The sequence below is a fragment of the Iamia sp. SCSIO 61187 genome (assembly GCF_019443745.1).
Classification (GTDB): Bacteria; Actinomycetota; Acidimicrobiia; order Acidimicrobiales; family Iamiaceae; genus Iamia.
Genome location: NZ_CP050948.1, coordinates 2,949,974 through 2,975,318 on the forward strand (window position 1 = coordinate 2,949,974; position 25,345 = coordinate 2,975,318).

At 67.4% G+C, this 25,345-nt stretch carries 20 protein-coding genes, 1 tRNA gene, 1 pseudogene and 1 other annotated feature; of the genes and pseudogenes, 6 read left to right on the plus strand and 16 right to left on the minus strand.

The window, feature by feature from the left end; translation table 11 throughout:
- Both HC251_RS14035 and HC251_RS14040 read right to left on the minus strand, forming a co-directional pair.
- Complete coding sequence (locus tag HC251_RS14035; protein WP_370651299.1) at nucleotides 1–435, minus strand: nuclear transport factor 2 family protein; 435 nt, start codon at nucleotides 433–435, stop codon at nucleotides 1–3.
- Nucleotides 435–1,322: a TIGR03619 family F420-dependent LLM class oxidoreductase gene (locus tag HC251_RS14040; RefSeq protein ID WP_219941229.1), complete on the minus strand. Its 888-nt coding sequence runs from the start codon at nucleotides 1,320–1,322 to the stop codon at nucleotides 435–437. The genes HC251_RS14035 and HC251_RS14040 overlap by 1 nt, the downstream gene beginning before the upstream one ends.
- Nucleotides 1,323–1,401: 79 nt before the next feature.
- On the opposite strand from HC251_RS14040, the gene HC251_RS14045 reads away from it, so the two are divergent.
- The 4 genes from HC251_RS14045 (at nucleotide 1,402) to HC251_RS14060 (ending at nucleotide 4,564) form a co-directional block, all read left to right on the plus strand.
- Nucleotides 1,402–1,474: transfer RNA gene (locus tag HC251_RS14045), tRNA-Ala, on the plus strand.
- 80 nt (nucleotides 1,475–1,554) lie between these two features.
- Complete coding sequence (locus HC251_RS14050; protein ID WP_219941230.1) at nucleotides 1,555–2,034, plus strand: hypothetical protein; 480 nt, start codon at nucleotides 1,555–1,557, stop codon at nucleotides 2,032–2,034.
- Between the two features lie 464 nt (nucleotides 2,035–2,498).
- Nucleotides 2,499–3,638 (plus strand): hypothetical protein, encoded by a 1,140-nt coding sequence (locus HC251_RS14055; protein ID WP_219941231.1) that lies wholly within the window; start codon nucleotides 2,499–2,501, stop codon nucleotides 3,636–3,638.
- 482 nt (nucleotides 3,639–4,120) lie between these two features.
- Complete coding sequence (locus tag HC251_RS14060) at nucleotides 4,121–4,564, plus strand: hypothetical protein (protein WP_219941232.1); 444 nt, start codon at nucleotides 4,121–4,123, stop codon at nucleotides 4,562–4,564.
- Nucleotides 4,565–4,954: 390 nt separating this feature from the next.
- Here the strand turns inward: HC251_RS14060 and HC251_RS14065 are convergent, their stop codons facing one another.
- From HC251_RS14065 to HC251_RS14115, 12 genes and pseudogenes are all read right to left on the minus strand, one after another.
- Nucleotides 4,955–6,130, minus strand: a complete 1,176-nt coding sequence (locus tag HC251_RS14065) for a hypothetical protein (protein ID WP_219941233.1) — start codon at nucleotides 6,128–6,130, stop codon at nucleotides 4,955–4,957.
- Nucleotides 6,131–6,178: 48 nt separating this feature from the next.
- On the minus strand, nucleotides 6,179–7,324 hold the full coding sequence (locus HC251_RS14070) for a GIY-YIG nuclease family protein (RefSeq protein WP_219941234.1): 1,146 nt from the start codon (nucleotides 7,322–7,324) through the stop codon (nucleotides 6,179–6,181).
- Nucleotides 7,324–8,088: pseudogene (locus HC251_RS14075) on the minus strand (class I SAM-dependent DNA methyltransferase); the annotation flags it as partial. The gene HC251_RS14070 and the pseudogene HC251_RS14075, both read right to left, overlap by 1 nt.
- 23 nt (nucleotides 8,089–8,111) lie before the next feature.
- Nucleotides 8,112–9,125, minus strand: a complete 1,014-nt coding sequence (locus HC251_RS14080; RefSeq protein WP_219941235.1) for an IS3 family transposase — start codon at nucleotides 9,123–9,125, stop codon at nucleotides 8,112–8,114.
- Nucleotides 8,955–9,083 (minus strand) — a sequence feature (AL1L pseudoknot). It overlaps the preceding gene by 129 nt.
- Complete coding sequence (locus HC251_RS14085; protein ID WP_370651251.1) at nucleotides 9,109–10,152, minus strand: IS30 family transposase; 1,044 nt, start codon at nucleotides 10,150–10,152, stop codon at nucleotides 9,109–9,111. The genes HC251_RS14080 and HC251_RS14085 overlap by 17 nt, the downstream gene beginning before the upstream one ends.
- Complete coding sequence (locus HC251_RS26225; protein WP_370651252.1) at nucleotides 10,064–10,597, minus strand: transposase; 534 nt, start codon at nucleotides 10,595–10,597, stop codon at nucleotides 10,064–10,066. Before HC251_RS26225 ends, HC251_RS14085 begins: the two co-directional genes overlap by 89 nt.
- Nucleotides 10,598–10,625: 28 nt before the next feature.
- Nucleotides 10,626–11,387: a class I SAM-dependent DNA methyltransferase gene (locus tag HC251_RS14090; RefSeq protein WP_255566418.1), complete on the minus strand. Its 762-nt coding sequence runs from the start codon at nucleotides 11,385–11,387 to the stop codon at nucleotides 10,626–10,628.
- Entirely contained in the window at nucleotides 11,384–12,652 is a 1,269-nt protein-coding gene (locus tag HC251_RS14095) for a restriction endonuclease subunit S (RefSeq protein WP_219941237.1), read from the minus strand. Before HC251_RS14095 ends, HC251_RS14090 begins: the two co-directional genes overlap by 4 nt.
- Nucleotides 12,649–15,492, minus strand: coding sequence for a type I restriction-modification enzyme R subunit C-terminal domain-containing protein (locus HC251_RS14100; protein ID WP_219941238.1), 2,844 nt, complete (start codon nucleotides 15,490–15,492; stop codon nucleotides 12,649–12,651). The genes HC251_RS14095 and HC251_RS14100 overlap by 4 nt, the downstream gene beginning before the upstream one ends.
- Nucleotides 15,493–15,894: 402 nt before the next feature.
- Entirely contained in the window at nucleotides 15,895–16,338 is a 444-nt protein-coding gene (locus tag HC251_RS14105) for a helix-turn-helix transcriptional regulator (RefSeq protein ID WP_255566419.1), read from the minus strand.
- A 444-nt stretch (nucleotides 16,339–16,782) separates the two neighbouring features.
- Nucleotides 16,783–18,924, minus strand: a complete 2,142-nt coding sequence (locus HC251_RS14110; RefSeq protein ID WP_219941240.1) for a hypothetical protein — start codon at nucleotides 18,922–18,924, stop codon at nucleotides 16,783–16,785.
- A gap of 151 nt (nucleotides 18,925–19,075) precedes the next feature.
- Nucleotides 19,076–20,290, minus strand: a complete 1,215-nt coding sequence (locus tag HC251_RS14115; RefSeq protein ID WP_219941241.1) for a hypothetical protein — start codon at nucleotides 20,288–20,290, stop codon at nucleotides 19,076–19,078.
- Nucleotides 20,291–20,390: 100 nt separating this feature from the next.
- Here HC251_RS14115 and HC251_RS14120 point away from each other — a divergent pair, with 100 nt between their 5' ends.
- On the plus strand, nucleotides 20,391–21,176 hold the full coding sequence (locus tag HC251_RS14120) for a hypothetical protein (protein WP_219941242.1): 786 nt from the start codon (nucleotides 20,391–20,393) through the stop codon (nucleotides 21,174–21,176).
- 213 nt (nucleotides 21,177–21,389) lie between these two features.
- On the opposite strand, the gene HC251_RS14125 is transcribed toward HC251_RS14120, so the two are convergent.
- Together HC251_RS14125 and HC251_RS14130 are read right to left on the minus strand one after the other, a co-directional pair.
- A complete protein-coding gene (locus tag HC251_RS14125; RefSeq protein ID WP_219941243.1) occupies nucleotides 21,390–23,441 on the minus strand; it encodes an FG-GAP-like repeat-containing protein in 2,052 nt (683 codons plus the stop codon).
- Between the two features lie 128 nt (nucleotides 23,442–23,569).
- Nucleotides 23,570–23,791 (minus strand): hypothetical protein, encoded by a 222-nt coding sequence (locus HC251_RS14130; protein ID WP_219941244.1) that lies wholly within the window; start codon nucleotides 23,789–23,791, stop codon nucleotides 23,570–23,572.
- 196 nt (nucleotides 23,792–23,987) lie between these two features.
- On the opposite strand from HC251_RS14130, the gene HC251_RS14135 reads away from it, so the two are divergent.
- Nucleotides 23,988–25,156, plus strand: a protein-coding gene (locus tag HC251_RS14135) for an IS3 family transposase (RefSeq protein ID WP_219941245.1) whose coding sequence is annotated in 2 segments (ribosomal slippage) — nucleotides 23,988–24,272 and nucleotides 24,275–25,156 — 1,167 coding nt in all. Because the reading frame shifts where the segments join, the coding sequence is not laid out codon by codon here.
- The last annotated feature ends 189 nt before the right edge of the window (nucleotides 25,157–25,345 follow it).

The following is a 25,345-nucleotide window of genomic DNA, read 5'->3' on the forward strand; positions in this document are numbered from 1 at the left end:
TCACCCCGGGGCGGGGACGAAGGAGATGGCGTCGACCTCCCAGAAGGCCCGGAGGGCGACGATGCGGCCGTCGGCCCCGACGCGGTAGGTGTAGACCCCCTCGACCACCGCCTGGCTGCCGTCGCCCAGCGTCGTGGTGATCGTCCCGACGTTGGCCACCTCCGAGCCGCAGGCGTACGACTCGCGGATGGCGAAGCGGACCCGGTTCGGGCCGATCACGGTGTCGTAGAACGCGGCGATGGCGTCGGGGCCGTGGTGGCCGTGGCCCTCCGGGTCGAACATCGACGGCCCGATGGGGTCCTCGACGACGGCGTCGGGCGCGAACAGGGCGAGCCACCCGTCGCGGTCGCCGGCCTCGATGGCGGCCATCGACCGCTGCGACGCGGCGCGGGCGGGGTGGGTGTCGGTCCGGGGGTCGGTCACGGGGGCTCCGATCAGCGCAGGGGCTCGATGACCTCGACGGCGAAGCGGTCGACCGCCTCGTCCTGGGCCACCGGGTCAGTGGGATCGCCGCCGAAGAAGTACCAGGGCACCGTGATCACCTCGGTGACGCCGCAGGCGGCGACCTCGGCCATGGCCTCGGGCGTCGCCGCCACGATCGGGGTCAGCTTCACCGAGAAGGCGGGATCGTCGGGGGCGAGCCGGGCGTCGTCGCCGGCGGCGTCCCGGGCTGCGGTCAGGCGGGCGGTGATGGCCTGGATCTCGTCGAGACCGCACTGGGCCCCGATCCACCCGTCCCCGAGGCGGGCGGCCCGGCGGAGCCCGGCGTCGGAGTGGCCGCCGACCTGGATGGGCACCGGCTGCGGTGGCGCCGGGTCGACCCGGAGGCGGCCGAAGTCGTAGAAGCGCCCGTGGTGCTCGACCCAGCCCCCGCCGAGCACCGTGCGGATGACCTCGATCTGCTCGTCGAGCCGCTTGCCCCTCGTGGACATGTCCTGCTCGAGCCAGGCGAACTCCTCGGGGATCCAGCTCAGGCCCACCCCCAGCTCGATCCGCCCCGGGAACAGCGCCGCCGCCGACCCCACGGTCTTGGCCCACAGCAGCGGGTGGCGGAGCGAGAGCTTGTTCACGTTGGTGCCGAAGGTGATCCGCTCGGTCGCCGTGGCCATGGCCGGGATGGCCACCCACGGGTCGACCCAGGGGGCGTCGGCGGGCCAGAACCGCTCCCCGTCCGCGGTGTAGGGGTAGTCGGCCGAGACCTCCTCGGGGTAGAAGACCGACTCGGGCATGGAGATCCCGTCCCACCCGGCGGCCTCGGCCCGGACGGCCAACGGGACCAGCCGATCGGCCGACAGCATGGGCAGGGCGAGGGTGAAGCGCACGTCCCCAGTCTGCCCCATCCCTAGAACACGTTCTCGTTTCCGTGGCCCGGAGGGCCGGTGCTAGGTTGAACCCTCCCTCGGGGCTATAGCTCAGTTGGTAGAGCGCTTCCATGGCATGGAAGAGGTCAGGGGTTCGATTCCCCTTAGCTCCACTGGTTCCGTGGCCTCCCACCTCCTCGGTTGGGTGCCGGTCTGGGTGCTTATCCACCAGATCCGCCCCCGGAGGGCCGCCATGACCGACCCGGACGATCCCCTCAAGTTCGAGCCCGCCGACGACGAGATCGTCGTCGTCCCGGCGCAGACGGTGTCAACCGAATACATCCGCCGCGTCGCCTCCTTCGTCGAGGAAGTGGCTCGACTTCGCATCGAGATCAGCGGGCTCGCCGACCGCATGGCTGCAGAGATCCTCACTCGTCGCTTCGAAGCGACGTGGCTCGGCAGCTCCGAGGCTGCGGCAGAGGCGTTCGACGTTGCGACCGGTTGGGACCGCCTCGCAACCGATGCAACGGCAGCGGCTTCGTTGCTCCTCGCTGCAACGGGCGACCTCGACACCGACCTGCCAAACGAGGACGCGCCGACGTGGTTCCTCCGCCTCAAGCTGCGCCACGTGCTTAACGAGCGGCGGCGCTACTCGCCGGACGAGGACCGCTGGACCGACTCGGTTCCCGACTGCCAGGAAGAGCTCGAGCGTCGAGGCGTTGACACCAGCTAGCTCGAGTGCTCGACGCAACGCCCGGCGTACCGCGATCGAACGCGAGGGCAGTGGTGCGCTCAGTCCCGAGCTGGTTGCGCTCGGGAGAAGTCGTCGAGACCGCGCGCAGCGGTCCATCCATACCGCAGCAATCGCCAGCGCGGCACCTCGATCCGCTTTGCTGGCTGTGCCCTGGGCTCCGCCCGACTACTTCTCGATCGACTGAGCTCGATCGGGCGAACGGTGCCGACGGAATCCGAACGTGCGACCCGAGCGCGAGAGCCGTGCCAACATCGTTCACGTCGACCCTCGGAGCGCACCATGAAGATGCCACCCCGACGACAACCCGATCACCAAGTCATGCGCGGCGCCGCCACCGATGCAGCAGCATCGCTTCGAGCGGTGCTCGGGCTTGGCTGCCTGACATGAGGCGGGCGGGCACGCCCATCGAGATCAGTCCCGACGGAACCCGGCGCCTGCAACGGGTGCCGTTCACCGAGCGGACATTCGCCGAGAACTGGCTCCAAGAGCTGATACAAGAGCACCCGACGCTGCTGCCGGTCGATGAGATCCGAGCCTCGATCGGTCCCTTGACTTCGTTGGGCCGGGAAGTCCCGACCACCGCTGGCCAGATCGACAACCTGCTCGTGGATCCGAACGGCACGTTGGTCATCATCGAGACCAAGCTCTGGCGCAACCCTCAAGCCCGTCGAGATGTCGTCGGCCAAGTCATCGACTACGCCGCTGCGCTCTGTCAGCTCTCGTTCGACGAGCTCGACCACGCAGTGCGCCTTGTCAACGGCGACTGCGGCATCGCCGACCTGCTCGGAGGCGATGACCTCGAGCGTCAGCAGTTGATCGACGGAATCAGCCGCGGGCTGCGAAGCGGCGACCTGGTACTTCTCGTTGTGGGCGACGGCATCCGAGAGGAGATCGAGAGCATCGCCGACCTGCTCGGAGCTGCCCCCCACCTGGGGTTCACCTTCGGCCTCATCGAGCTCGCGGTCTACGACTCCTCTGCGTCGAGCACTCTCGTCATCCCCACCGTCGTCGCCCACAGCGTCGAGATCACGCGAACGACGGTGCGGGTCGAGGTCCTCCCGGATGGGCGTCTCGATGTGAAGGTCGCTGCGCTCAACGACGAGGACGCCGCTGCGCCGTCACGCCGTCAGAAGCTTGACGCTGAGACGTTCGCCCACCACTTGAGCGGGAACGTCGATCCGGCGACGCTCAGCGATGTTCTCGCTTGGCGAGACCAGGTCGCAGCCGACCCGCGCCTCCGAGTGGACTATGCGAGCAAGAGCATGATCTTTCGGGTCCGGCCGGTCGGCATCGCACGGGAGTTCACGGGCCTGCTGATCGAGGAGACCGGGAACGTCTCGGTCGGCTGGCTGCACCAACAGGTCACGGGAGTCGGAGCGCAAGGCGACATCGCCACCAAGTACGCCGCGGAGACAGCCATGCTGGTCGGCGCAGCACCGCCGACTCGCTACCCCGACACCTGGGGTGATGGAACCGGTGATAGCGGATGGGTCGACCTCGCCGCCGCCCTCGCCCGCCGCGCTGAGCTCACCGAGCGCATGTTGCAGGTGGCCGACGAGCTCGAACGGTCACTACACAACTAGGGGTTCTGTTGCGTTGGTTGTGGCCAGCGCGTCGACCTCTGCTGGATTGAACCGCCGACCGGTATGCGCGGCACCGGCCGTTGGGGGTCTCGGCTCGTGCCGTCCGGTAGGTCGACGGGCGGGCTGGCTCGTAAGTCGGCTGCCGCCTTCGGGTTGGCTCTTCCAGGGTTTGCCTCCGCCCGACGCCTGGTACGTCGACCGGCTCATCGGGCCCGATACCGTCACGACCCCTCCCCGAGTCGACGATCGACGCCTTCGAGGACCACGGCACCGTCCCCGCACCATCGACGACGACGCCGACGCGGCCTTGAACGGAGGGAGATCGGGACCTCTGTTCCCACCACCTCCGTGGAGATTGCCCACTCGGCGAGCGGTTCACGCCAGTCGGATCTCGAACGGCCTTTTCGTCCCTGCCATTCCCCTTGACGCTGGAGACATTCTCCAGCATGTCTCCAGTGTGTCCATAGAACGGGGAGCAGGCAATGGAGAACTTCGTGAACATCCCAGTGCCGGAGCGGTACGCAATCCGCGTCATGCAGGCGATCGTCGCATGGGATGCACAGGACGCTGCGGAGCCGAACGGGTCGGTCGAGATCCGAGCCAACGGCAGCGACGCCCAGCACCTGACGATCGCGTCGGACGGATGGGCGGACGCTGATCTGCTGAGGCTGATCCGCGACACCCAGCACAAGACGATGGCGATTCTCCGGTCGATGATGGACTTGCTGAGCGAGCAGCCAGGCCGCGGGTTCACGATGGAGGAGATCGTCCCCGTCACCGGCCACCCGCGCGCGAGCGTGGCGAACGCGATGACCAAGCTCCAGCCCCACTTCGACAAGTGGTACGACGGCCGGGGGCTGCCCTTCGTCCGCACCCCGGACCCAGCGGCGCCATGTACGGTACAGCGTCACCCCCGCTCGAGCTGAGCAGTGGAAGGCGCTGCGAGGGAACCCGTGAGCGCGTCCAAGCCCCTCCCGGCCAGCACGCTGCGGTGCAGCCGCTGCCGACATGAGTTCGGCCCACCCGAGCTTAACGCCGAGTCGTTCCACGCGGTCGCGTTCGCGCTCATCAGCCACCTCCGCGGAGTACACGGTGACGAAGGCGGGGCCGTCAGACTGGAGCGACACCTGGTTCAAGCGCGACCTGCCTGAGCTCACTCCCCGCCTATGTGGGTAGGTGGTTGGTGGGTCGGTCGGCACTCAACAGAACCTCCCTCCCCTGGCCACATGGGTCAACCGTCCGCCGCCCACCGCCCACCGCCGCTCTAGGCCGTCTGCCCCATGCACTCTTCCGACGACGAGTCGAGGGCACACACGTCAGAGGGGCCGTCCCTCGCTGACTGCGAGTCGGAGCTCGCGCTGAGAGACACCGAGCGCCTTGGCGATCGTTCGCTCGATGTTCCGTGAGAGCTCTCGCGCGCCGCCATCGAGGCCGACCTGGAGGCCGTCGGATCGTTCGTATCGTTCGTGGTCGCCCTTGCCCCGACCTGGAAGCTCAGCGAAGCCGTTGTCCTTCAGCCATTTCCTCGCTTGACGCACCGAGACCGTGTACGGGCGGGCTGACAGGCGAAAAGAAGCGGTCGAGCCTGGCGGAATGACCAGGTAGATGTCCGAGGTGATCGGGAAGACTGATCGGAGCATGTTCGGTCCCGCCTGCCAGTGTGCAGGGTTCGACGTCGGAGCGACTCTTGCTTCAAGCACCTGGGTCTGGAGGCGGGCGGCTCCGTCAGCGAGCTTCCCGGGGGTCAGGTAGTGGCGCGCCATGCGATAGCCCGGGGGATCAACGTGCATGAACCGCCACTTCATCCACCGTCGAAGGGCTCTGCGGATGGCGCTGGGAAGGAGGCGATGGTACGGCTGGTCGCCCAGCCGCTGGTAGGCGTCAGCGTTGGCCAGTGCTTCTTCGATGTTGTCATCGGTGCCGACCGTTGCCCGGTAGACCGCTCGGTCGTAACGCAGGTAGTGGTCGGGAGCGGCGCGGTCTGCGAGGGCCAGACGAATGCCGAAGCCTTCGAGCTTGTGGTGGAAGTGCTCGTGCAAGAACAGCACGAAGAACGCTGCGAGCCTCAGGTCCAGGACGGTCTTGTGGGTGCGCGGCGAGTCCCATGCGAACCATGAGATCTCGATCATGAGCTTCTCGAGGCAGTCCTCCCGGATGTAGATGCCCCACCTCGGGCCGTAGTAGTGCATCGGCGCGTACCAGGCACACGAGTCCCATGGTGGGGGGATCGCCTCGGACTGCCGTCGGTCCAGTTCTGCGTTTGATCGGGCGATGCCCAGTCCCCCCAGAACATCCGCAGTGAGCCCACCGTCCGAAGCCATCTGGAGGTCGTCTGCGACGAAGTCGCCCGACGTCAGATAGGCCCAGTCGACCTCTGCGATCTGTTCGTCAGGGCCCACCCGTCCGATCCGTACGTCGTCATCAACGGACTCAGGGGGACGAAGGAGGTCGTACTCCTCCAAGAAGTCGAGAATGCCGTCAACCTCGCGCACGGCTGCCTCCGAACTGAGTCTTGCGATCCCATTCCTTCGTTGTGGGCGTCATCTCAGACCTACCGGCTCGTCGACACCCGCAGCCTCGGTCTGGATCTCCTTCAGCGTCCGTCCGTCCTCGGCCTTCCACTCGACTCGGCCGTTGGAGGTCCTACCTTGCAGGACCATCGCTGCGTTCGATGGCGACGAGAAGACGTAGTCCTCGGTCAACCGCAGATGCTTGCCCTCGACGGCGAACACCCCCTTCTCGATCATCGCCTGCCGGATCTGAGTGCCGTAGGCGTGGATCGACGGCACGGCGACCGTTCTGCCGAGCGCGCCGGCGTACACCACGAACCCCTCGGAGGTCTCGGTGCCCTGTGCGATCGTGTCCTTGCCCCTCAGGAAGAGGCGCACCGAGCTCGACGGCAGCTCCTCGGCCTTCTGGAACGACAGGAGACCCAGGACGGGGTAGATGAGCAGCATCTCCCGGAGGAACGCTTCGGCCTCGGCGGTGTCCGGCTCGGAGAGCGGGGGGAGCGATCCGACGTTGCCGTTCTCGAGCTCGGATCGGTTCGCGGCCTTGGCCAGGGCGATGAGCCTTGCCTCCAGGTAGCGGATGTGGGCCTTGTTGAGGTTGTCGTCCTTGCTGGTGAAGACGATGACCCGGTTCCAGAAGTCCTTCGTCTTGTTGTGGCTGTCCAGGCGACCGGGCAGGTCGTCGGTCTCGCCGATGTAGATGCGCAGCGCGGGGACTCCCGACTCCGTCGGGCCGGACAGGAGGTACACGCCCGGTCCGTCGAGGTCAGATCTCGAGCGAAGGTCGCGGTACCGGGTGCGGGGTGCCATGAGGGCCTTGCCGGTCCAGTTGCTCTTCTCGACGACCCAGACGCCGTCGGCGATCCCGCCCGCAAGGAAGATCCGGATCGATGCACCTAGAGGGGCATCAGCGTCCGTCACCGGATTCCACCACCCGAGGTGAACTCGACCGTGCCTGCGTTGAGGTCGACATTGCGGGTTCGGTACCCGGCGTCCCAGCCAGGCGCGTGCATGAATGTGAGCCTCGACGGTCTCGTTGGCCCACCAGGCTGGGTGCCGGCGCGCTGATGCCGGCAGGTCGTCACCGAGTAGTCGTTCGATGTCGGTGAAGCGCATCTGAAGGACGGGCTCGTTGCAGGCGAGGAGGTGGTCGTGGAGCGGGTCGTACTTGCCCATCAGGTCGGCGCCTCCTCGGCGTCGATCGCGATGCCGATGCCCTGGAGGGACTCGGCTAGCTCGGTGAACTCGGTCAGGGCGGCTTGGAGGTCTTCGACGATCTCGGCGGCGATGACGCCTGGCGCGGGGAGGTTGTCTGTGTCTTCGAGGCTCTCGTCGCGCAGCCAGAAGATGTCGAGGCTGGCCTTGTCCCTCTCGACCAGGTCGTCGTAGGTGAAGCGGCGGAACCGCTCGCTCTCCTCCCGCTCCCCACGACGGTCAGGCCGGTAGCTGTCGACGAAGTCGTAGAGGTCGGCGCGGCGCAGCGGGTTGGTCTTTAACGTGAAGTGCTGGTTCGTCCGCAGGTCGTAGATCCACAGGTCCTTCGTCCACGGCGTGTCCGACCCGGGCTTGCGGTCGAAGAACAGCACGTTGGCCTTCACACCCTGGGCGTAGAAGATCCCCGTAGGGAGCCGCAGCAGCGTGTGGACGTCGCACTCGTGCAGCAGCCGCCGCCGGATCGTCTCGCCGGCCCCGCCCTCGAACAGCACGTTGTCGGGCACGACCACCGCCGCGGTGCCGCCGACCTTGAGCAAGGTCTTGACGTGCTGGACGAAGTTGAGCTGCTTGTTCGACGTCGATGCCCAGAAGTCGTCGCGCACCACGGTCAGACTCTGGCGCTCGGCCTTGCCCTCGGCGTTGACGATCTGGACCGATGACTTCTTCCCGAACGGCGGGTTCGTCAGGACCATGTCGAACCGGTCCCCCGGGTCGGCCTGAACCGCCCCGGGTTCCGTGACTGCTCAGGTCATTGGGTGATCGGCTCGGGAGCCGGGGTGATCTGACGGTAGTGGGCGGCTTCGAACTCGGCGGGGGTGACGTAGGTGTTGTCGGTGGTGATCTCGCCGTGGAGGCGGCGGTGGTTGAACCAGTCGATGTAGCCGAGGGTGGCGAACTCGACGTCGTCGAGGCTGCGCCATGGGCCCTGGGGGTAGATCAGCTCCCATTTGAAGAGGCTGTTGAAGCTCTCGGCCATGGCGTTGTCGTAGCTGTCGCCCTTGGACCCGACGGAGGCGACGATGTCGTTCTCAGCAAGCCGTTCGGAATAGCGCACCGCGAGGTATTGCACGCCCCTGTCGCTGTGGTGGGTCAGGCCGTCGAGCGAGCGGCCGTCGCGGGTGCGGTTCCACACGGCCATCTCGAGCGCGTCGAGAGCGAGGTCGGTGCGCAACGATTTGGAGATCTGCCAGCCGACGACCATGCGGGAGTACACGTCAATGATGAACGCGGCGTAGACCCAGCCGTCGAAGGTGCGCACGTAGGTGATGTCAGCCACCCAGAGCCGGTTCGGTCCGGGGGCCTTGAACCGGCGGGCGACGAGGTCGTCGGGGCGGTGCTGGCGCTCATCGGATCGGGTCGTGACCTTGAACGCGCGGCCTCGACGAGCCCCGGAGAGTCCCAGATCGCGCATCAGCCGCTCCACGGTGCAGCGAGCGACACGGGTGCCTTCCCGGTTGAGCTGCGCCCAGATCTTGTCGGCTCCATACACCGACAGGTTCTCGGCGTGCACCCGGACGATCTGCTCTTTCAGCTCGCCGTCGCGGATCGCTCTGGCAGACGGCGGCCGCTTCTTCGCCACCCAGTAGGTGTTCGGGGCGATCTTGCAGCCGTGCTCGGTGAGCACCCTGCAGATCGGCTCGACCCCGAACCGCTGGCGATGCGCGTCGATGAACTCGATCAGCGCTTTGACTGGCGGTCGAGCTCCGCCCCGAAGAAAGCCGACGCCGCCTTCAAGATCGGCGGGTTCAAGCGGTGGCCGCAACGACCTGTGCGTAAGCCTCTGATGGTGTCAGGTAGCCGAGGGTCTTGCGCGGACGGCCGTTGAGGCTCCGCTGGATCTCGACGAGTTCGGAAGCGGAGACCTTCGAGAGGTCGGTGCCCTTGGGCAAGTACTGACGAAGGAGACCGTTGGTGTTCTCGTTCGAGCCGCGCTGCCAGGGCGAGTGCGGATCGCAGAAGTAGATCGGGATGCCTGTCGCCGTCGTGAAGCTGGCGTGGGTCGACATCTCGGCTCCTTGATCCCAGGTGATCGACCGGACGAGCTCGTCGGGCAGCGTGGCGATGGCCTTGCGCATCGCCTTCTCGACGGTCACTGCCGACCGGTCGCCGTCGAGGTGCAGGAGGAGCACGAGGCGGGTGGTGCGCTCGACGAGGGTGCCGACAGCGCTGCGGCTGGCTTCGCCGAGGATGAGGTCGCCTTCCCAGTGACCCGGCACGGCGCGGTCGTCGGCTTCGGCGGGTCGCTCGGAGATGTTGACCATCCCGGGAATGCGCCCTCGCCCGTCGACGGTGCCGCGCTTCTTGCGACTGGCCCGGCCCGAGCGGAGGCATCGGGCCAGTTCACGCCGGAGTTCTCCTCGGCCCTGGACGAACAGCGACTGGTAGATCGTCTCGTGACTCACCCGCATCTCCGGGTCGTCCGGGAAGTCCAACGGTAAGCGTCGAGCGATCTCGTCGGGCGACCACAGCTCCTCGAGCCGCTTGGTCACCTCATCGAGCAGCCGGCCGGCTCCGAGCTTGCAGGGCTTCGGTCGTCGGGCGGCGTGGCGGGCGCGCTGGTGGGCGGCCCAGGCCGAGTAGCCCTGGCGGCCGCCGTTGGCGGCAACCTCGCGGGTCACCACCGACGGGACCCGACCGATCGCCCGGGCGATCGCGCTGAGCGAGTCGCCGGCGCGGATGCCGACGAAGATCTCCTCGCGATCAGCGATGCTCAAACAGCCCGGGCGCGGTTCCCACGTGTCGGGGACCCCGGTTGTGAACCGGCCGTCGCGGACCATGAGCCCGACCATCGGCGCGGTGCAGCCGATCTCCCTGGCGATGTCGACGAGCCGCCACCCACGGCCTCGGAGTCGGAACGCAAGCTGCTTCTGCTCGTGGGTGAGGATTCCGGCCATGGCGCTGCTCCTGTGATCGAGGTGCTCGGATCGTCACAGGACCGGTGCGCCCACCGGTGGATTCCGCCATCTCGTTCGCTCGGCGCAGCTCTTTCACCTCACGCTCGAGGTCTTTCATCCGGGCTCGCTCGTCGGTGGTCAGACCAGGCCGGCCACCGCGGTCGACGTCGGCCTGCTTGACCCAGTTCCGCAGCGTCTCGCGGTTCAGGTCGAGCTTGTCGGCGACCGAGCAGACCGCCTTCCATTGCGACGGATACTCGTGTTGGTGCTCGAACACCATCCGCACCGCGCGCTCGCGCAGCTCGGCAGGGTGCCTCTGGCCCCTCGGAAGTGCAGGCATAGCTCCATCCTCTCAAGAGAAGGAGCAGTCACCAGACCCGGGGCGGTTCAGCCCGCAGCGCGTCGTCGACGTGGACCGGGCTGTCGGACTCGGGCGACTCGATCCCGTGCAGCAGCAAGTTCATCGCACACAGCCGGGCCGTGTTGTCGACGATCTCCCACCCGGTGAACAGCCCCGAGCGCAGATGGCGCTTCTGGTCCGGGTCCAGGTTCGGGTGGTGGCGCACGATGTGATCGAACGCCGACAGGAAGAACCCACCGGTGCCGCACGCCGGGTCGCATATGCGCATGTCCGGGCCCGGCGCCATCACCTCGACCATCGCCGAGATCAACGCCCGAGGCGTGAAGTACTGGCCCGCCCCCGACTTGGTGTCCGCCGCGTTGCGCTCCAAGAGCCCCTCGTAGGCGTCGCCCTTCACGTCGGCGTCGAGGGTCATCCACGACTCGCCTCCGATCAGGTCCTTGATCAGTCGCTCCAGCTTGGCCGGATCCTGGATGCGGTTCTGCGCCTTGCGGAACACGACTCCGAGCAGGTCCTCGGTACCGCCGAGGTGGTTCAAGATGGCGATGTAGTGCGCCTCCAACGCCTCACCCTTGAGATCGAGCAACGACGGCCAGTCGTAGCCCTCCGGCACGATCCGCTCGAGACCGAGCTGTTGCTGCTCCTCGGCCATCTTCAGGAACAGCAGGTACGTGAGCTGCTCCAGGTAGTCGCCGTACGACAACCCGTCATCCCGCAGGATGTTGCAGTAGTTCCAAAGCTTGTCGACGATCACCTTGGTGTCGCTCACGATGCCTTCGCCCTCCGGGTTCGCTTCGTCGGGATGGTCGCTGCCCGCTCCGCCCGGATCCGTTCAAGCAGTGCGGAAGCCGGCTCATCGTCCGGATCCTGTGGCACGAGCTGACCGGAGAACGCAGCTCCGAGCACGGACCGCCGCAAGGTCGTAGACCGAACCCGAGAGCGATGTACCTCCGCTCTCACACGCTCACATTCCGACATCGCCGCGTCGAGCCGCTCAACCATCGCAGACTGCTCATTGAGCGACAGAAGCGGCAGCTCGATGAGCCGAAGCATCTCCTGGTTCACCTTGTAGATCCCGGCCGTAGTCCGGGCCTGCCCCTCGATCTGGCGACGAACAGGAGTCGAATCCCACACAAGGCTGAGGAACCGCACGTCGTAGTCCGACGGCTGGACGCGAACTCGAATGAGCGTGTCGGGATAGGCGACCGGATCCGGCGTTACAGCGACTAGCCCACCGCGACCAACCAGCGACAGCGAGCCGTTTCCTCTAGATACGAGGAAGTCGCCCTCTTGCACGAGGAACGGTCGGGCTTCCTCACCGGTCCATGCACCACCCTTGCGCTCCGCGAGATCGATCCGACGATTCCTGAGCGCCGTCAAACGCAGAACCGGAAATCCGTCAGGATCAGTTCTGACCGACCGGCCATTGGCGAGAGGCTGTTCGAGCAGGTCGGCTAGCGCGACCGTCTCCGCCCGGTCCCAGGTGGAGTCGATGAGGCGCTGCACGAGCGTGCCGGTCCGCCGGTGGGCTGAGTTGACGCCATCCTCGGCGGCGTCGAGGCGGGAGAGGTGTTCCTCGATGGCGGCGACGATCCGCTCCTGCTCGGAGAGCGGCGGCAACGGCACAGGAGTCGAGTCGAACCGTCCCTTGGTGATGTGGACCATCCCGGACCCGTGCGTCTGCCGCTGGAGGTCCGCCAAAGCGTTGTCGAGCAGCCAACGATGGAACCCAGGACGGATGCGGCTCTCGACCTTGAAGATGTGCTGATTGAGCACAGCCTCGGGGCCGCGCCACACGTAGACCCCCAGTGTCGCCGCCCAGGAGACGAGGAGATCACCGTCGTGGACGGTGTGGCGCTCATCGGCTTGGCCTTCGTAGTAGTTGAAGGCGGCACCGGAGCCCGTGAGGTTCTGGATACGGATGATGGGGCGACCGCTATCGCTCCACTCCGACTTCTTGAACCCCCGCCCGTTGAGATACCTGCCGATCTCACCAAGGGTCGTCCACTCCCACCCGGGTGGCAGCTCGCTCATGCTGCGATGGCCTCGGTGAGTTCAACCAGAAGGCCGTCGAGGTCTTGCCCGAAGAGCTCGCGTGCCTTGCCGAGACCGCCGCGCTGGCTGAAGGGCGGGTCGAGCAGCTCTCGCGCCTCGATCGACAGCGAGGCGGCGAGGTGATCGCGGATCAGGGTGAGCCATTCGAGCTGTTCGTCGGTGAAGGTGCGCCCGGCGTTCTGCTGCTGGACGAGCCACGCGTCGAACCGCTCGGCGACCTGCTCGGGGAAGGGGGCGAGCTCGTCGGTGTCGCCGATGGTGTAGCGCACGAGGCTGACGATGTTGGTCAGCACGGTGCCGGCAGAGCCGCGGACCTTGGAGGCGTCGAGGGTCTCGTATGCCTCCCACAGACGTTCGGGGGTCCAGCGGTGCGGGGGCCTCCCGATGGCCTCGGCCAGCTCCTTGACGTCTCGGTAGGTGAGGCGCTTGGCGTAGGGGCGGCTGTAGAGCACCTGGAGGGCGGTGATCTCGTCCTTGTGCTCGTTTAGGAACTCCCGGAAAGACTCGACGGTCTGCTCGGCCCGGGCCCGGGCGTCGACGGCGAACTCGGCCCGGGTGACGCGGTCCTCGCTGATCTCGTCGATGACCTGGTCGAAGCTGCGCTGCACGTTGACCAGGGCGTCGCGCAACTCGGCGTTGGCGGCCAGGGGCTTCACCGCCTCGCCAAAGAGCACCTTGCGGGCCTGGTCGAGCTCGACGTCGGTCGGGTCGGTGCTGCCGGTGGCGGCTCGGGCGGCAGCGATCTGATGGTCGGGGTCGATGGCCTCGACGAGGCCGTGCTCGATCGCCTTCAGCGATTGGCCGGCGAGCGTCTCGAGCGCCTCGCGGTCGGCAGGGGCGATGCGGTTGTCGATGCGGGCCAGGCGGGATGCGAGTGTGGAGACGAGATCCTCGCTGATGTGCCCGAGGGCGACCTGGTGAAGGACCTTCTCCAGCGACACGCCCCGCTTGCGCTCCAGGGGCGTGGTCTCGATGAGCTTGGTCTCGGTGACGCCGACGGCGTCGACGAGCACGAAGCGGTCCTTGTGGGCCGCGTCGGGGGTGACCACCTGGAGGTCGCTGGCGGGGATGGTGCGCACCCCGCGGCCCTTCATCTGCTCGAAGAAGTTCCGCGATCGCACCATGCGCATGAACACCACCATCTCGATGGGCTTCACGTCGGTGCCCGTGGCGATCATGTCCACGGTCACGGCGATGCGCGGGTAATAGCTGGTGCGGAATGCCTGGAGCAGGTCCTCGGGCTTCTGCCCGTCGGATGCCTTGTAGGTGATCTTGGCGATCACGTCGTTGCCCTTGCCCAGCTCCTCCCGGGCGGCACGGACGATGTCCTCGGCGTGGCTGTCGTCCTTGGCGAAGATCAGCGTTTTGGGGACGTGGCGCAGCCGGCCGTGCTCGTCGAGCTCGCGGTCGGGGAACATCGCCGGCAGGTTGTCTCGGATGGCCCGGATCACTGTGCGGATCTGGTCCTTGGCCACGACCTTGTTGTCGAGGGCCTTCTCGTCGTAGGTCAGGTCCTCGTCGACCTGCTCGAGGCGCTCGTCCCTGGTCTCCCGGTCCCGGAACGTCGTCCAGTAGCCGGCCTCGATGGTCGAGCCGCCCTCGCTGATGGCGGTGGAGAGGCGGAACACGTCGAAGTCGACGTTCACCCCGTCCGCCACCGCCTGGGGGAACCCGTACTCCATCACCAGGTTCTGGTTGAAGAACCCGAAGGTCTGCTTGCCCGGCGTGGCGGTGAGCCCGATCAGGAACGCGTCGAAGTACTCCAGCACCTGGCGCCACACCCCGTAGATCGACCGGTGGCACTCGTCGACGATGATGACGTCGAACGCCTCGATCGGCAGCGCCGGCTGGTAGTCGACCTCCACCGGCCGGTCCGGCTCCACGGCCTCCCCGGTCTGCTCGTCGAGCTCCCCGTCGAGGTCCGCGTCGCCTCGCAGCATCGAATAGACGCGCTGGATCGTCCCGATGCACACGCTCGCCACCGGGTCCACCCTGTTGTGGGTCAGGTGCTGGACGTTGTAGAGCTCGGTGAACTTCCGCCCCGACCCGGGCACCTCGAAGCCCTGGAACTCCTTGAGGGTCTGCTTGCCCAGGTTGCCTCGGTCGACCAGGAACAGGATGCGCTGCGCCTGGCCGTGGCGGATCAGCCGTTCGCAGATGTTCGCCGCCGCGAACGTCTTGCCCGACCCCGTCGCCATCTGGATCAGCGCCCGCGAGTGGTTGTCCTTCAGCGACTGCTCCAGGTTCGTGATCGCCTCGAACTGGGCGTCACGAAGCCGAGCGGGATCGTGCTCGAGCACCGGCATCGCCGGGATCCGGGCCCGCAACGTGCCGCCCCCGTGGGCCACGTGATCCTCGACCTGCCTTGCGAACGTCTCGGGCCGATGGAACCAGAACACCCGCCGCGCCGTCGGCTCCGGGTCCATGTGGCAGGTGAACCACGTCTCGGCCCCCGTCGACTCGTACGCGAACGGCAGGCACCGCACCATCGAACCGTCGTCACGCTCACGATCGACCAGGTAGGCCGGCAGCTCGTCAGGGACGTTCGTCTGGTACTTGACCGTCTGCCATTCCACCCCTGACAGGGTCGTGCCCTGCTTCTTGGCCTCGATCACCCCCACCGCCTGCCGGTCCACGAACAGCACGTAGTCCGCCGGCCCGGCGGTGGTGACCAGCTCCCGCACCGCCACCCCCTGCGCTGCGTAGAGGTTCACCGCTCGGTAGTCCTGCACCACCCAGCCTGCCGCCTCCAGCATCTCGTCGATGCGGACCCGAGCGCGCTGCTCGGGCAGAAGCCGCATGCCTTGCCCCTCCGTCATGCGCTGCACGCTAGAAGACCCAGCGGCCGCAGTTCGGCCCACCCTTACACCCGGAGCCGAGGTGCGCCGCCGGCTCTGCCCAACCGGCCACGACCCGACGTCGCCCTCATGGGCGACCCTGAATCGGCGGGTGGTCGCCTTCGCCCCTTGTGTGCGCCCGGAGGCGGCGGCCCACCGCTCGACCTCCGGCCAGGACCAGACGTTGCCCATGGAGAGCCGGGCCATCGGCTGGGGAGACTCCGGGTGCCCGCGGCGCCAGTCGATGATGACCCCACGCCGGCGCCTGCGAGGCTCCACCAGCGATCAGCGACCCTCCACGATCCGAGGGGAAGCCCTGACAGCGACGCAGAGGCCGACGTCGCCGGCACGGCAGCGTATGGAGTGCTGGTGCCGATGGTGCCGTCAACCTCGGGAGCGCAGCACCGTCACCAGGTGGTGAACAACGTCCTTCTCGGGCTGCGACAGCGCCGGGTCGACGTCGATGGCCTCATTCAGGTCCATCGCGCTTCTTGCTGCAGTTATCGGAAGGAACCCGAGCATCCGCGACAGCCCGCCGGGCGGGAACTCCAGGATCTCCTCGAGCCGCCAGATGGTGTCGATCCTCGGCTGCGTCTTTCCCGCCAGCCAGCTCGATACGCCCGCCTGGCTGGCGCCCACAAGATTGGCGAGCTCGACCTGCGTGACGCCGCGGCCCCGCATCGCGGCTCGCAGCTCGTCTCCGAACCGTCCGAGGGCCTCGTGCCGGGGTGCGCTGTGCTGCGGCCGGTCAGCGCGTCCACAGCGCTCCGATACACCCTCGGGCTCGCCCGGGGTAGCACCGGGCGGCCGCTTGCTACCGTCATTCATGTCAGTACCTCTGCGTAGGTAGTGGCCGGGTCCCGGGACGTTGGCTCGTCGCCGGGACCATCAGGATGTTGTCGGTCGCCAACCGTAACCACAAGGTTGGCGGTCGTCAACTAGCCTCGGTTGCATGCCCAGGCTTGTCGATCCCGAGGAGCTCATCGGCGCAAGCGAGGTGGCCGAGATTCTCGGGCTCTCGAGCCGGTCTGCGGTCAGCGTGTACCGCAGCCGCTACGCAGACTTCCCGGCCCCTGCGGTAGACCGCAGCCCGTGCGTCCTCTGGGTTCGATCTGACATCGCCAACTGGATCCATGGTCGACGTTCACCATCGGGGTAGTCGGTAGGAGTCCTCCATAGCGACTCGCCGACGGCGCGCGCGAACGAGGACCATCGGGTGGTGGGACCGGAGGCCCCTTCCAGTAGGTACTACGTGTGCTAGCGGGACCCGACCTACTCAGACGCGTCGAGCAGCGCAAGGCCGGCGAGAACCTCTACGGGTGGATCATCGCCGGCGACGAGCGCCTGGGCTTGAGCGCGCAGCTGATCCTTTGCACCCACGGTGAGCTTGCCCATGGACGCAGCGACCAGGAGCTCGGCGACCAGAAGCACAGTCCCCTCCCCGCCGCGGTGGATCAGGTCGGCCACCTCGTTCTTTGCGCTGACCGTGGTGCCGCCCCACCACAGCTCTCCTGGCCGCAGCCATCGGAAGATGCAGGCGATGATGATCGGGTCATAGTACGAGCGGACGATGGCTCCGACCTCGAACTGCCTCCAGAGAGGAGCGCCCCTCGCCTTCTCACCGTGGAGACGGGCCTCGTGCACGGCTGCGCCGATGGATGCGTAGGCCGCACGAGCCCTCAAATTCTCGCCGTAGTACGAGTGCGGGCTGAGGCGAGCAGTCGGCGCATCAACGTCGTCAATCCCCCAGAGCACGGGGTCCGCCATGCCTGGATCCGAACAGATGGCGCGGCGGCCTTCAAGGTAAGTCTGCACGTCGGGCGGCAGGGACTCATCGGTGACCCGGCTCAGGGCATCGAGCTCGTCCTGGAGGGGTGAACGGCGGTCCTCGGGGAGCACGCTGTCCCACAATGCAAGCAGGCGGGTTGCGAAGCTGTTGAACAAAGTCTCGGCTCGTCTCAACGACGCTGGCCGCAGGTGCACGACAACAGCGTCGATCGCGGCACCAACTCCGACTGTGCGACCCAGGTCCTGGATCGCAACGAGAGTCCGTTGGAGCGAGAGTCCGCTCACTGCTCCGAGCCGGAAGAAAAGGAGCCGCGGGGCGCCGACCACGGCATCCGGGTCCGAGAACCGCTCCTCGGACGCCCCGTCGAAGACGACGACAGGGCCGTTCAGCCGCCGTCCGAGGGCCGTGTGGAGGAAGGGCTCGAAGTTCGCTCGGGAGATGTCCGTGACGTCGACGACGACAGCGTCATACGGTCCGAACTCATCGGCGCCTCCGGGAGCACTCATGGTCGCCGCTTCCCGACGCTGCATCTGCTTGACGCATGCATCGGCGAACAGAGCCCACATGCCGTCCGAGAGCAACTCGTCGTGGCTCACCTTCACGGTCATGCGTTTGGTTGGGCCCATGCGCGGGTGACCCGAGCCGACGCCTGGGACGCCCTCGAGCTCGATGGCACCGGCAGCGTCTGCGAGTTCCCAGAATCGTCGGTTGTCAGCGGCGTACCGGACGCTCGGCATGACGAGGTCGGGCGCAGGTAGCACCATGCTCCCGAATGACCGGGGGTCGATCTGCACGAACCGCGCCTTGTCCGGACCACGACACATTCCGCAGGTCTCGGGTTGCTCTTCGATGTCCGCTCTTGCCGCGTGCCACGTCGTGACCTTCACCCCTTCGACGGCGATCGACTCTGGGACGGTCTCGGCCTGCTTGGCGATGACGACGTGCAGGGTTCGATCGCCTTCGACCATGGACGCCAAGCCACGCTGCATCCGGTCACGTGCGGTGCCAGTTGCATGCACCGACAGCAGACCTATGACGGGCTCAGAGGCGGGCGACACATCACGGAAGGCTTTGGTGGTATCCAGCTGGTTGAATGGGTACGCCTCTAGAACAGCGACTCGCCCGGTTCTCAACCCCGACGAGCGCATCAGGGCGTGCAGTGCGACGATTATCGGAGTCAGGCTCGCCGAGTCGGCCACGACGCCCAAACCGTCCGCAGCGTCGGGCAACATCCAGGAGGCGAGGGCGATGGCGTCCCGAGGCGACCGCACTGCGTCGGCCATGCGGATGAAGGTGTCCGAGTGTGTGCCGCTCGGCAATCGATAGTGGTACCCCTGGGGTCGCCAGACGGCCTTGCCCCAGGCGAGCAGAGCCGCCACTTCAACTGCGCGGCAACGGATCTCAATGTCTTCGGGCAGGTCAGCCGGATCTTGCAGTGATCCGTCGTCGGCTGCGATATGCCAACTCAGGGTCTGACCTGGAGCGAACCGAATCACGCAGAGTGGCGCAGTGCTGCCCAGGCGGGTCAGGCTCACCCGAACCGAGCGCAGGAAGGCTGCGAGGTGGTCCGCGGTGCAGACCTCCGGAAGCCAGCGCACCACGACCACCTCGACGGCGCCGAGCATCTCGGAAGGCGCTCCCCTGACGAGGTCGCCGAGTCGCTCCGCTTCGGTGTCGGACCCGCCATCGAGGTCGGGGTCGAGGAAGAGGAGGTTGGCTCCACCCGTCGCACCGACGAACCACGTTCGAGACGTGGTGTCACTCAGTCGCCCGTAGCTATCCCTGGTTTGCACAGGCGAAGAGCTCCGGCTGGTTGTCCTGCTTCTCGTCGGCCGACTCGATGGTGAGCGTGGCGTGCACGACCGTCCCTCGACACTCGAGCGTCGGGAGGCGCTCGGTCGAGACCTTGCCTTCGCTCCACCGGGCTCGGATGGTGCCGCCCATCTCGTCGTCGGCGATGGTCAACACGTCGACGGAGCCACCGAACCGCTGAGCCAGCTCGATGATGCGGCCGTAGCCGAATCCCTCGGCATGCCCGTAGGTCGGCAGCGTCTGCTCCAGAAGTCGCCTCACGAGAGCCTCGGAGGTCGCGCCGGTGAGCTCGGACCGCAGTTGGCGCAACTTGGGCCGCAGCGTCCGGCTGATCCCGTGCCCGGTGTCTGCAACGACGAGGTGTACGCGGTTCACACCTCCTCGTGTCGAATACAGCTCGACGTACGCCTTACGTCCCGTCTTGGGAAGGTCAGGAAGGCGAGCGATCGGCGCAAACGGATGGGTGGACAGGTTGTAGAGCAGTTCGCGGATGACCGTTCCGGCCGCCTCACTGAAGTTCCGCACCCATGCACCGGTGGCTCGAGGAGCGGCGTACCGGGTGACCCTCTCGACCCATGGCACGGCGACGTTGTCGCTGACCTCGATCGCCAGGCGCTCCCGCGGGACTGACTGATGGGGGTTGTTCAGCATCAGGAAGTCCGCTTGGATCGGTCCGACGCCGGTCGGCGAGCCGGGGCCAGTCGCGCTGAGTGCCTGCCGGAACTCGGCTCGATTGGGATTCCAGTTCGGCTTCCAGTCCTCCAGCAGATCCTGTCGGCTGACGTCGCCGACGAAGAGCCTGGTGGGTCCGTCTCGCTGCGCCATGGCGAACAGCAAGCCTCCACGAGCGATGCCTGCGTTGAGACCGTCGTGGTCGGGTAACCACACCGTGAGCGGACCCCTCCCGCCCGAGGTGAGCAGCACGCTCGAGACGACCGATGCGACGCGGGCGTCTACCCGACGATGATCGTCGTTGACCTCGGTGCTCAGGGGTCTGAGGTCGAGATGGATCTCGCGGCCTCGCTCGCGAAACCCACGGCTGAACTCATCGAGTTGGTCGTAGCGCCGGAGGCCGTCGAGCGTGATCGTGATCGGATCGATGCGGCACGGTAGATCAAGCGCCGGCCGGGCCGCACAAGGGCCACGCCGAGGTGACCAAACAGATCCCACGCTCTCCACTCCCCTCCACCTGCTCACCCACGGACGATCTTGCCAGGTCCCGACGGCGCCCTGGACGGACGCCAACATGGAGTGCGCCGACCAGCACCTGGAGCAAGTCTTGACCACATCCCTGCGCGAGACCATTGATTCGACCCTCGCTGAGCTCGAGGCCCGGGTCGTCGGGCTCGAAGGTCCGCTCAGCGAGGCCCACCAGGTCTACGCAGCGGCAGCCCTCGTTCGAGGCGTCAGCCTCACCCGAGCAGCGACCTTGGCCCTGGACGCTGGAGAGACCGTCGCCGTTGGCGTGTTGGCCCGGCCGATCTGGGAGACCTGGCTCGCTGGGATGTATCTGTTGCTAGGTGGCCACGAGGCGTGGATACGTATGCACTGGGCTCAGATCGAGAGCGACGGGAAGGTCGTGCGCGCCAACGATGTCGACGTCGGCGAAGTCCTGACCGTCGACGGCGCGGCCTTGCTGGAACTGGAGCGAAGGCGGCTGGTCGCTGCCGGCGAACGCGACGAGGCCGACGACTCGGAGGTCATCATCGCTCGGCTGTGGGTCGAGCGGATGGCAGACCTGGTCGGGCCGATGCTTGCGGAAGTTGACGGCACCGACGGCGCAGTCCCGAGGGGCTACGACGTCGTGTTCCGTTCGCACTCGGCATGGGACATCCACGTCGGCACCAAGGCTCTCGAGTACTTCATCCGAACCGACCTCAAGGCCGGCACAGCGACCCTTCGGCCGATGGAGCCGTGGCTCGAGCCTCTGAGCTCGGTCGGGATCGCCGCAATGCACCTCGCCTACCTCGGTCAGCATGTGTTCGACCGGTTCGACATCCCGTCGGTCGAGATCTCGACAAAGCTTGCGCTGCTGGTATCGCTGCTGGACCCTGTGATGGAGTAGACGCCTGCCAACATCCCGCCGTGAGCCTTGCCGATCGCGACCTGGTCGATGACCTGGCCGCCGCGGTCTGCGATCCTCTCGACGCCGTCAGCCGGCGCCCTCCGACACCGCGTCGTCCGCCTTCTGGGGCCTGGCGCCAGCGTCGTCGGCCTTGGGGACAGCGATGGCCCGGCTCAGGTCCAATTCGATCTCGTCCAATGCAACAGATCCCGGTCAGGTCACCCGGCTGGCGTACTCGGCGCTGGACTGGAAGCCGGTGATGACGCGGACGGTGCCCCGGGCGTTGGCCTGGTCGACCCAGTAGCGGAAGCCAGCCAGGTCCGGTACGCGGTCGAGCATGCCGAGGTAGACGAGGGTCACGGTGACCTCTGACGCCTGCGCGGCGACCGCTGACGCCAGCTCGGAGCGGGAGACCAGCCAGGATCCCCGGCTCTGCCCGCGGGCCAGAGCCGCTTCGCCGTCGCGTTGCTCGGCCGCCGTCGGGGCTCGACCCCACAGGTTCCGGTACGTGTCGGCGACGAACGCGCCGTCGGTCTTGGCCTGAACGGCGGGATCGGCGACCACTTGGTCAGCGATGGCCGACAGGGGCGTTCCGGCCCGTCGGGATGCCACCTGTTGCCGGAAGGTGGTGGTGTTCGCCGGCGGTCGGCCGAAGGTGCCGAGGTGCAGTCGAACGACCGGCCCGAGGACCGCCGCGAACTCGGCCGAACCGATGAGCTGGCGGATCAGCTCGGCGCCGGCGAGGCCAGTGTTCATGCGGTGGGTCCAGTACCAGGCACCTGCGGCCTCGGGCTCCCGGCGCAGGATGTCGCGGTACTGCTGGAGCACGAACCGACGGGCGCACCGCAGGGGCCGCCACGGCGCCGCACCTCGGAAGACCTCGCCTCGCCGGTCGGCGGTGCGCTTGAACATCGGCCAGTCGGCCCGGCAAAGAGGCTGACCGGTTGTGAACAGCATGAGACGGGTGACGTCGCCGGCCCGCGGCGGACCGGCGCTGCGCAGGCTCACCCCTTGGACGGCGATGACCGTGCGCCCACCGACGTCGGCAATGGTAGGGGTCGCAGCCGGTTGGAGAACGGGCCCGGGGAGGCCGACGCTGGCCTTGACGGCGCCCGTCTTGCCGTCGAACGCCATGAGCTCTTGATGGAGCGCAGCGACGACCTCTTGCACGCCGTCGTCGTCGAGGTCAGCAACGACCACCCCACCGTGAGCGCCGACGCCAGCTCCGCATCCCCCGCTGTTGGCGCATGCGTTGTACCGGGTCGTCCCGTCGCGGCGACGCACCGAGACCCGTCCGCCCTCGGACCCGAACGCGACCTCGACCTGTCCGTCGCCCTCGATGTCAGCGAGAGCTGGGCCGTTCGAGACCTGCCCATTCGTCGTCACCGGCCAGCCCGGGAGGTTGCGTCGGGTCGCTGCCGAGAAGGCATACACCCTCTGGGTCTGCGCTGTGGTCGGAAAGTTGTTGCCGGTGCCGACGACGATGTCCACCTTGCCATCGCCATTGACGTCGCCCAGGGCGGGGGTCGACCACACCGTCTGGCCGGGCACCGAGTACGGGTAGCCGCTGTAGGTCCGCCAAGAGCCGCTGGCCCGGGTGAACGCCCACACGAGCCCACCGCCAGGGACGCCGAGCGGGTTCCCGGCCCAGATGTCGCCGCCGACCACCACCTCGGGACGCCTGTCGCCGTCGATGTCACCGACGGCCGGGCTGGACCACACTGTGTCCTCGACGTACATCCGGAAGATCTGGGACCCAGTCGCCGTCCATGCGTAGATGGTGTGGTCGTAGCTGCTCGCCACGATGTCCGGCTGGCCATCGCCAGTGATGTCAGCCACCGCAGGCGTTCCAAAGAACCCGTCGGGCCGGCAGTCCTGTCCCGCCGGGCAGTGCAGCGGGGCCCCCTGCCGGACGGTCAGGTGGACCGACCCGGTCGGCCCGTCGAGGACGACGACGCGACCGTCCATAGTCCCGACTACGACATCAGGTGCGCCGCTCCCACGAAGCTGGCGCACGACCGGCGAGGACTGGATCGCGGTCCGTCCCAGGTCCCGCTTCCACAGCACGCTCATGTCGGTCGACCGGTAGGCAGTGACGAAACCGTCGAGCGAGGCGCTGATGACCTCGGGCGTCGCATCGCCGGTCACATCTGCGATCGCCGGCGACGAGAAGTGCTCCCACACAGGTCCTGAACCCGGGTAGACGCCTCGCAGGACGGTATCGACGGTGCGCTCGTGACGCAGACCGAGGGCCTGAGCTGCCACCTGGGCGGTCGTCGGTCCGGCCCCCTCGAGCGGCCCGGTCGCACTCGCCGGTGCCAGGTGCATTGCGCAGACAACGGCCAGGAGCCCGACGAGGGCCGCCGCCCGGGTCGCTCGAGGTTTCGTGGTCGTCATCGGAACAGAGATCGGAGCGACGGGTAGAGGACGCCAGCAGCGGTGGCCCAGTCGTAGACGCTGCCGCCGGTGCCGGCGGTCTCCACGAACACTCGGCGTAGGCCCTCGATGTCAGCCGGGGCCGTCGGTGAACCGATGACTTGGACCACGGCGGCGAGCAGGTCGAGGTTCCGACGCACCCGGTGCGTGTTGTCCAGGGCCGGGCCGATGACGACCACCCGATATGCCGCGCTCCGCCGACGCATGGCCCCTCCCCCTGCTCGGAGGTTGCGACCCTACGGGGCGGGCTACCGAGGGTCAACAGCCGAGACCGAACACCGCCGACACCGTTGCTCGAGGTCCTGGGGGACTGCCGCGCGTGGAGGTGACATCTGATCTGTGGTGCCGGAAGGTGCCGCTGGAAGGATGTTCACCATGCCCAGGCCCTATCCGAAGGAGTTCCGCGAGGACGTGATCCGGGTGGCCCGCAGCCGTGAGGACGGTGTCCGGATCAAGGATATCGCTGCGGACTTCGGGATCTCGGAGTCGTGCTTGCAGAACTGGTTGACCCAGGCCGACCGCGACGACGGGGTCCGCCCTGGCCCGTCGAGCGAGGACCATGCCGAGAACCGCGAGCTGCGCCGCCGGCTCCGACTCCTCGAGCAGGAGAACGAGGTGCTGCGCCGGGCGGCGGCGTATCTGTCCCAGGCGAACCTGCCGGGAAAATGAGGTTCCCGCTCGTCCGTGACCTTGCTGTTGACGGGGTTCCCGTCACGGTGACGTGCCGGGTCCTCAAGCTGTGCCGCCAGCAGTACTACCGCTGGCTCGACCAGCCCGTCGGCGACGCTGAGCTCGACGAGGCGTGGCTGACCAACGCCATCTTCGACGCCCATGTCGATGACCCCGAGTTCGGCTACCGGTTTCTCGCCGATGAGGTCCGAGCCGCCGGCTTCGAGGTCTCGGACCGGGTCGTGTGGCGGATCTGCCGGGACAACCGCTGGTGGTCCCGGTTCGGCAAGCCCAAGCGTTCCAAGGGCTCCAAGCCCGGCACGCCGGCTCACGACGACCTGGTCCGGCGGTGCTTCACCGCCGCTCGCCCGAACGAGCTGTGGGTCACCGACATCACCGAGCACCCCACCGGCGAGGGGAAGCTCTACCTGTGCGCCATCAAGGACCTGTGGTCCAACCGGATCGTCGGCTGGGCCATCGACTCCCGCATGAAGGCCCGCCTCGTCGTCGCCGCCATCGAGATGGCCGTCGCCCGCCGCGACGGCGACGTGGCCGGATGCATCGTCCATTCGGACAGGGGGTCGCAGTTCCGCGCTCGGAAGGTGCACCGGGCCCTGGCCCGTCACGGCCTGGTCGGCTCCATGGGCCAAGTCGGCGCCGCCGGCGACAACGCCGCCATGGAGTCCTTCTTCGCCCTGCTCCAGAACAACGTCCTCGACCGCCAGCGCTGGGCGACCCGCGACGAGCTGCGCATCGCCATCATCACCTGGATCGAACGCACCTACCACCAGCGACGACGCCAACCCGCTCTCGGCCGATTGACCCCCCTCGAGTACGAGACCACCATGACCCCACAGACGGCCACCGCCGCCTGACCCCACCTGTCACCTCAGCGCGCGGCAGTCCCTGGCGTTCGCCGATCGGGGCTAGACGCATCGCCAGTTCCGGTCGATGACCAGCTGGCGACGTTGCAGCCGGGTCTTCGTTGTCGCCGACCCCCGTGCCTCTGAACCACCTCGTCCATGGCGCCGACTCGACGATGGGCTCGGCACGGGACCAGAAGC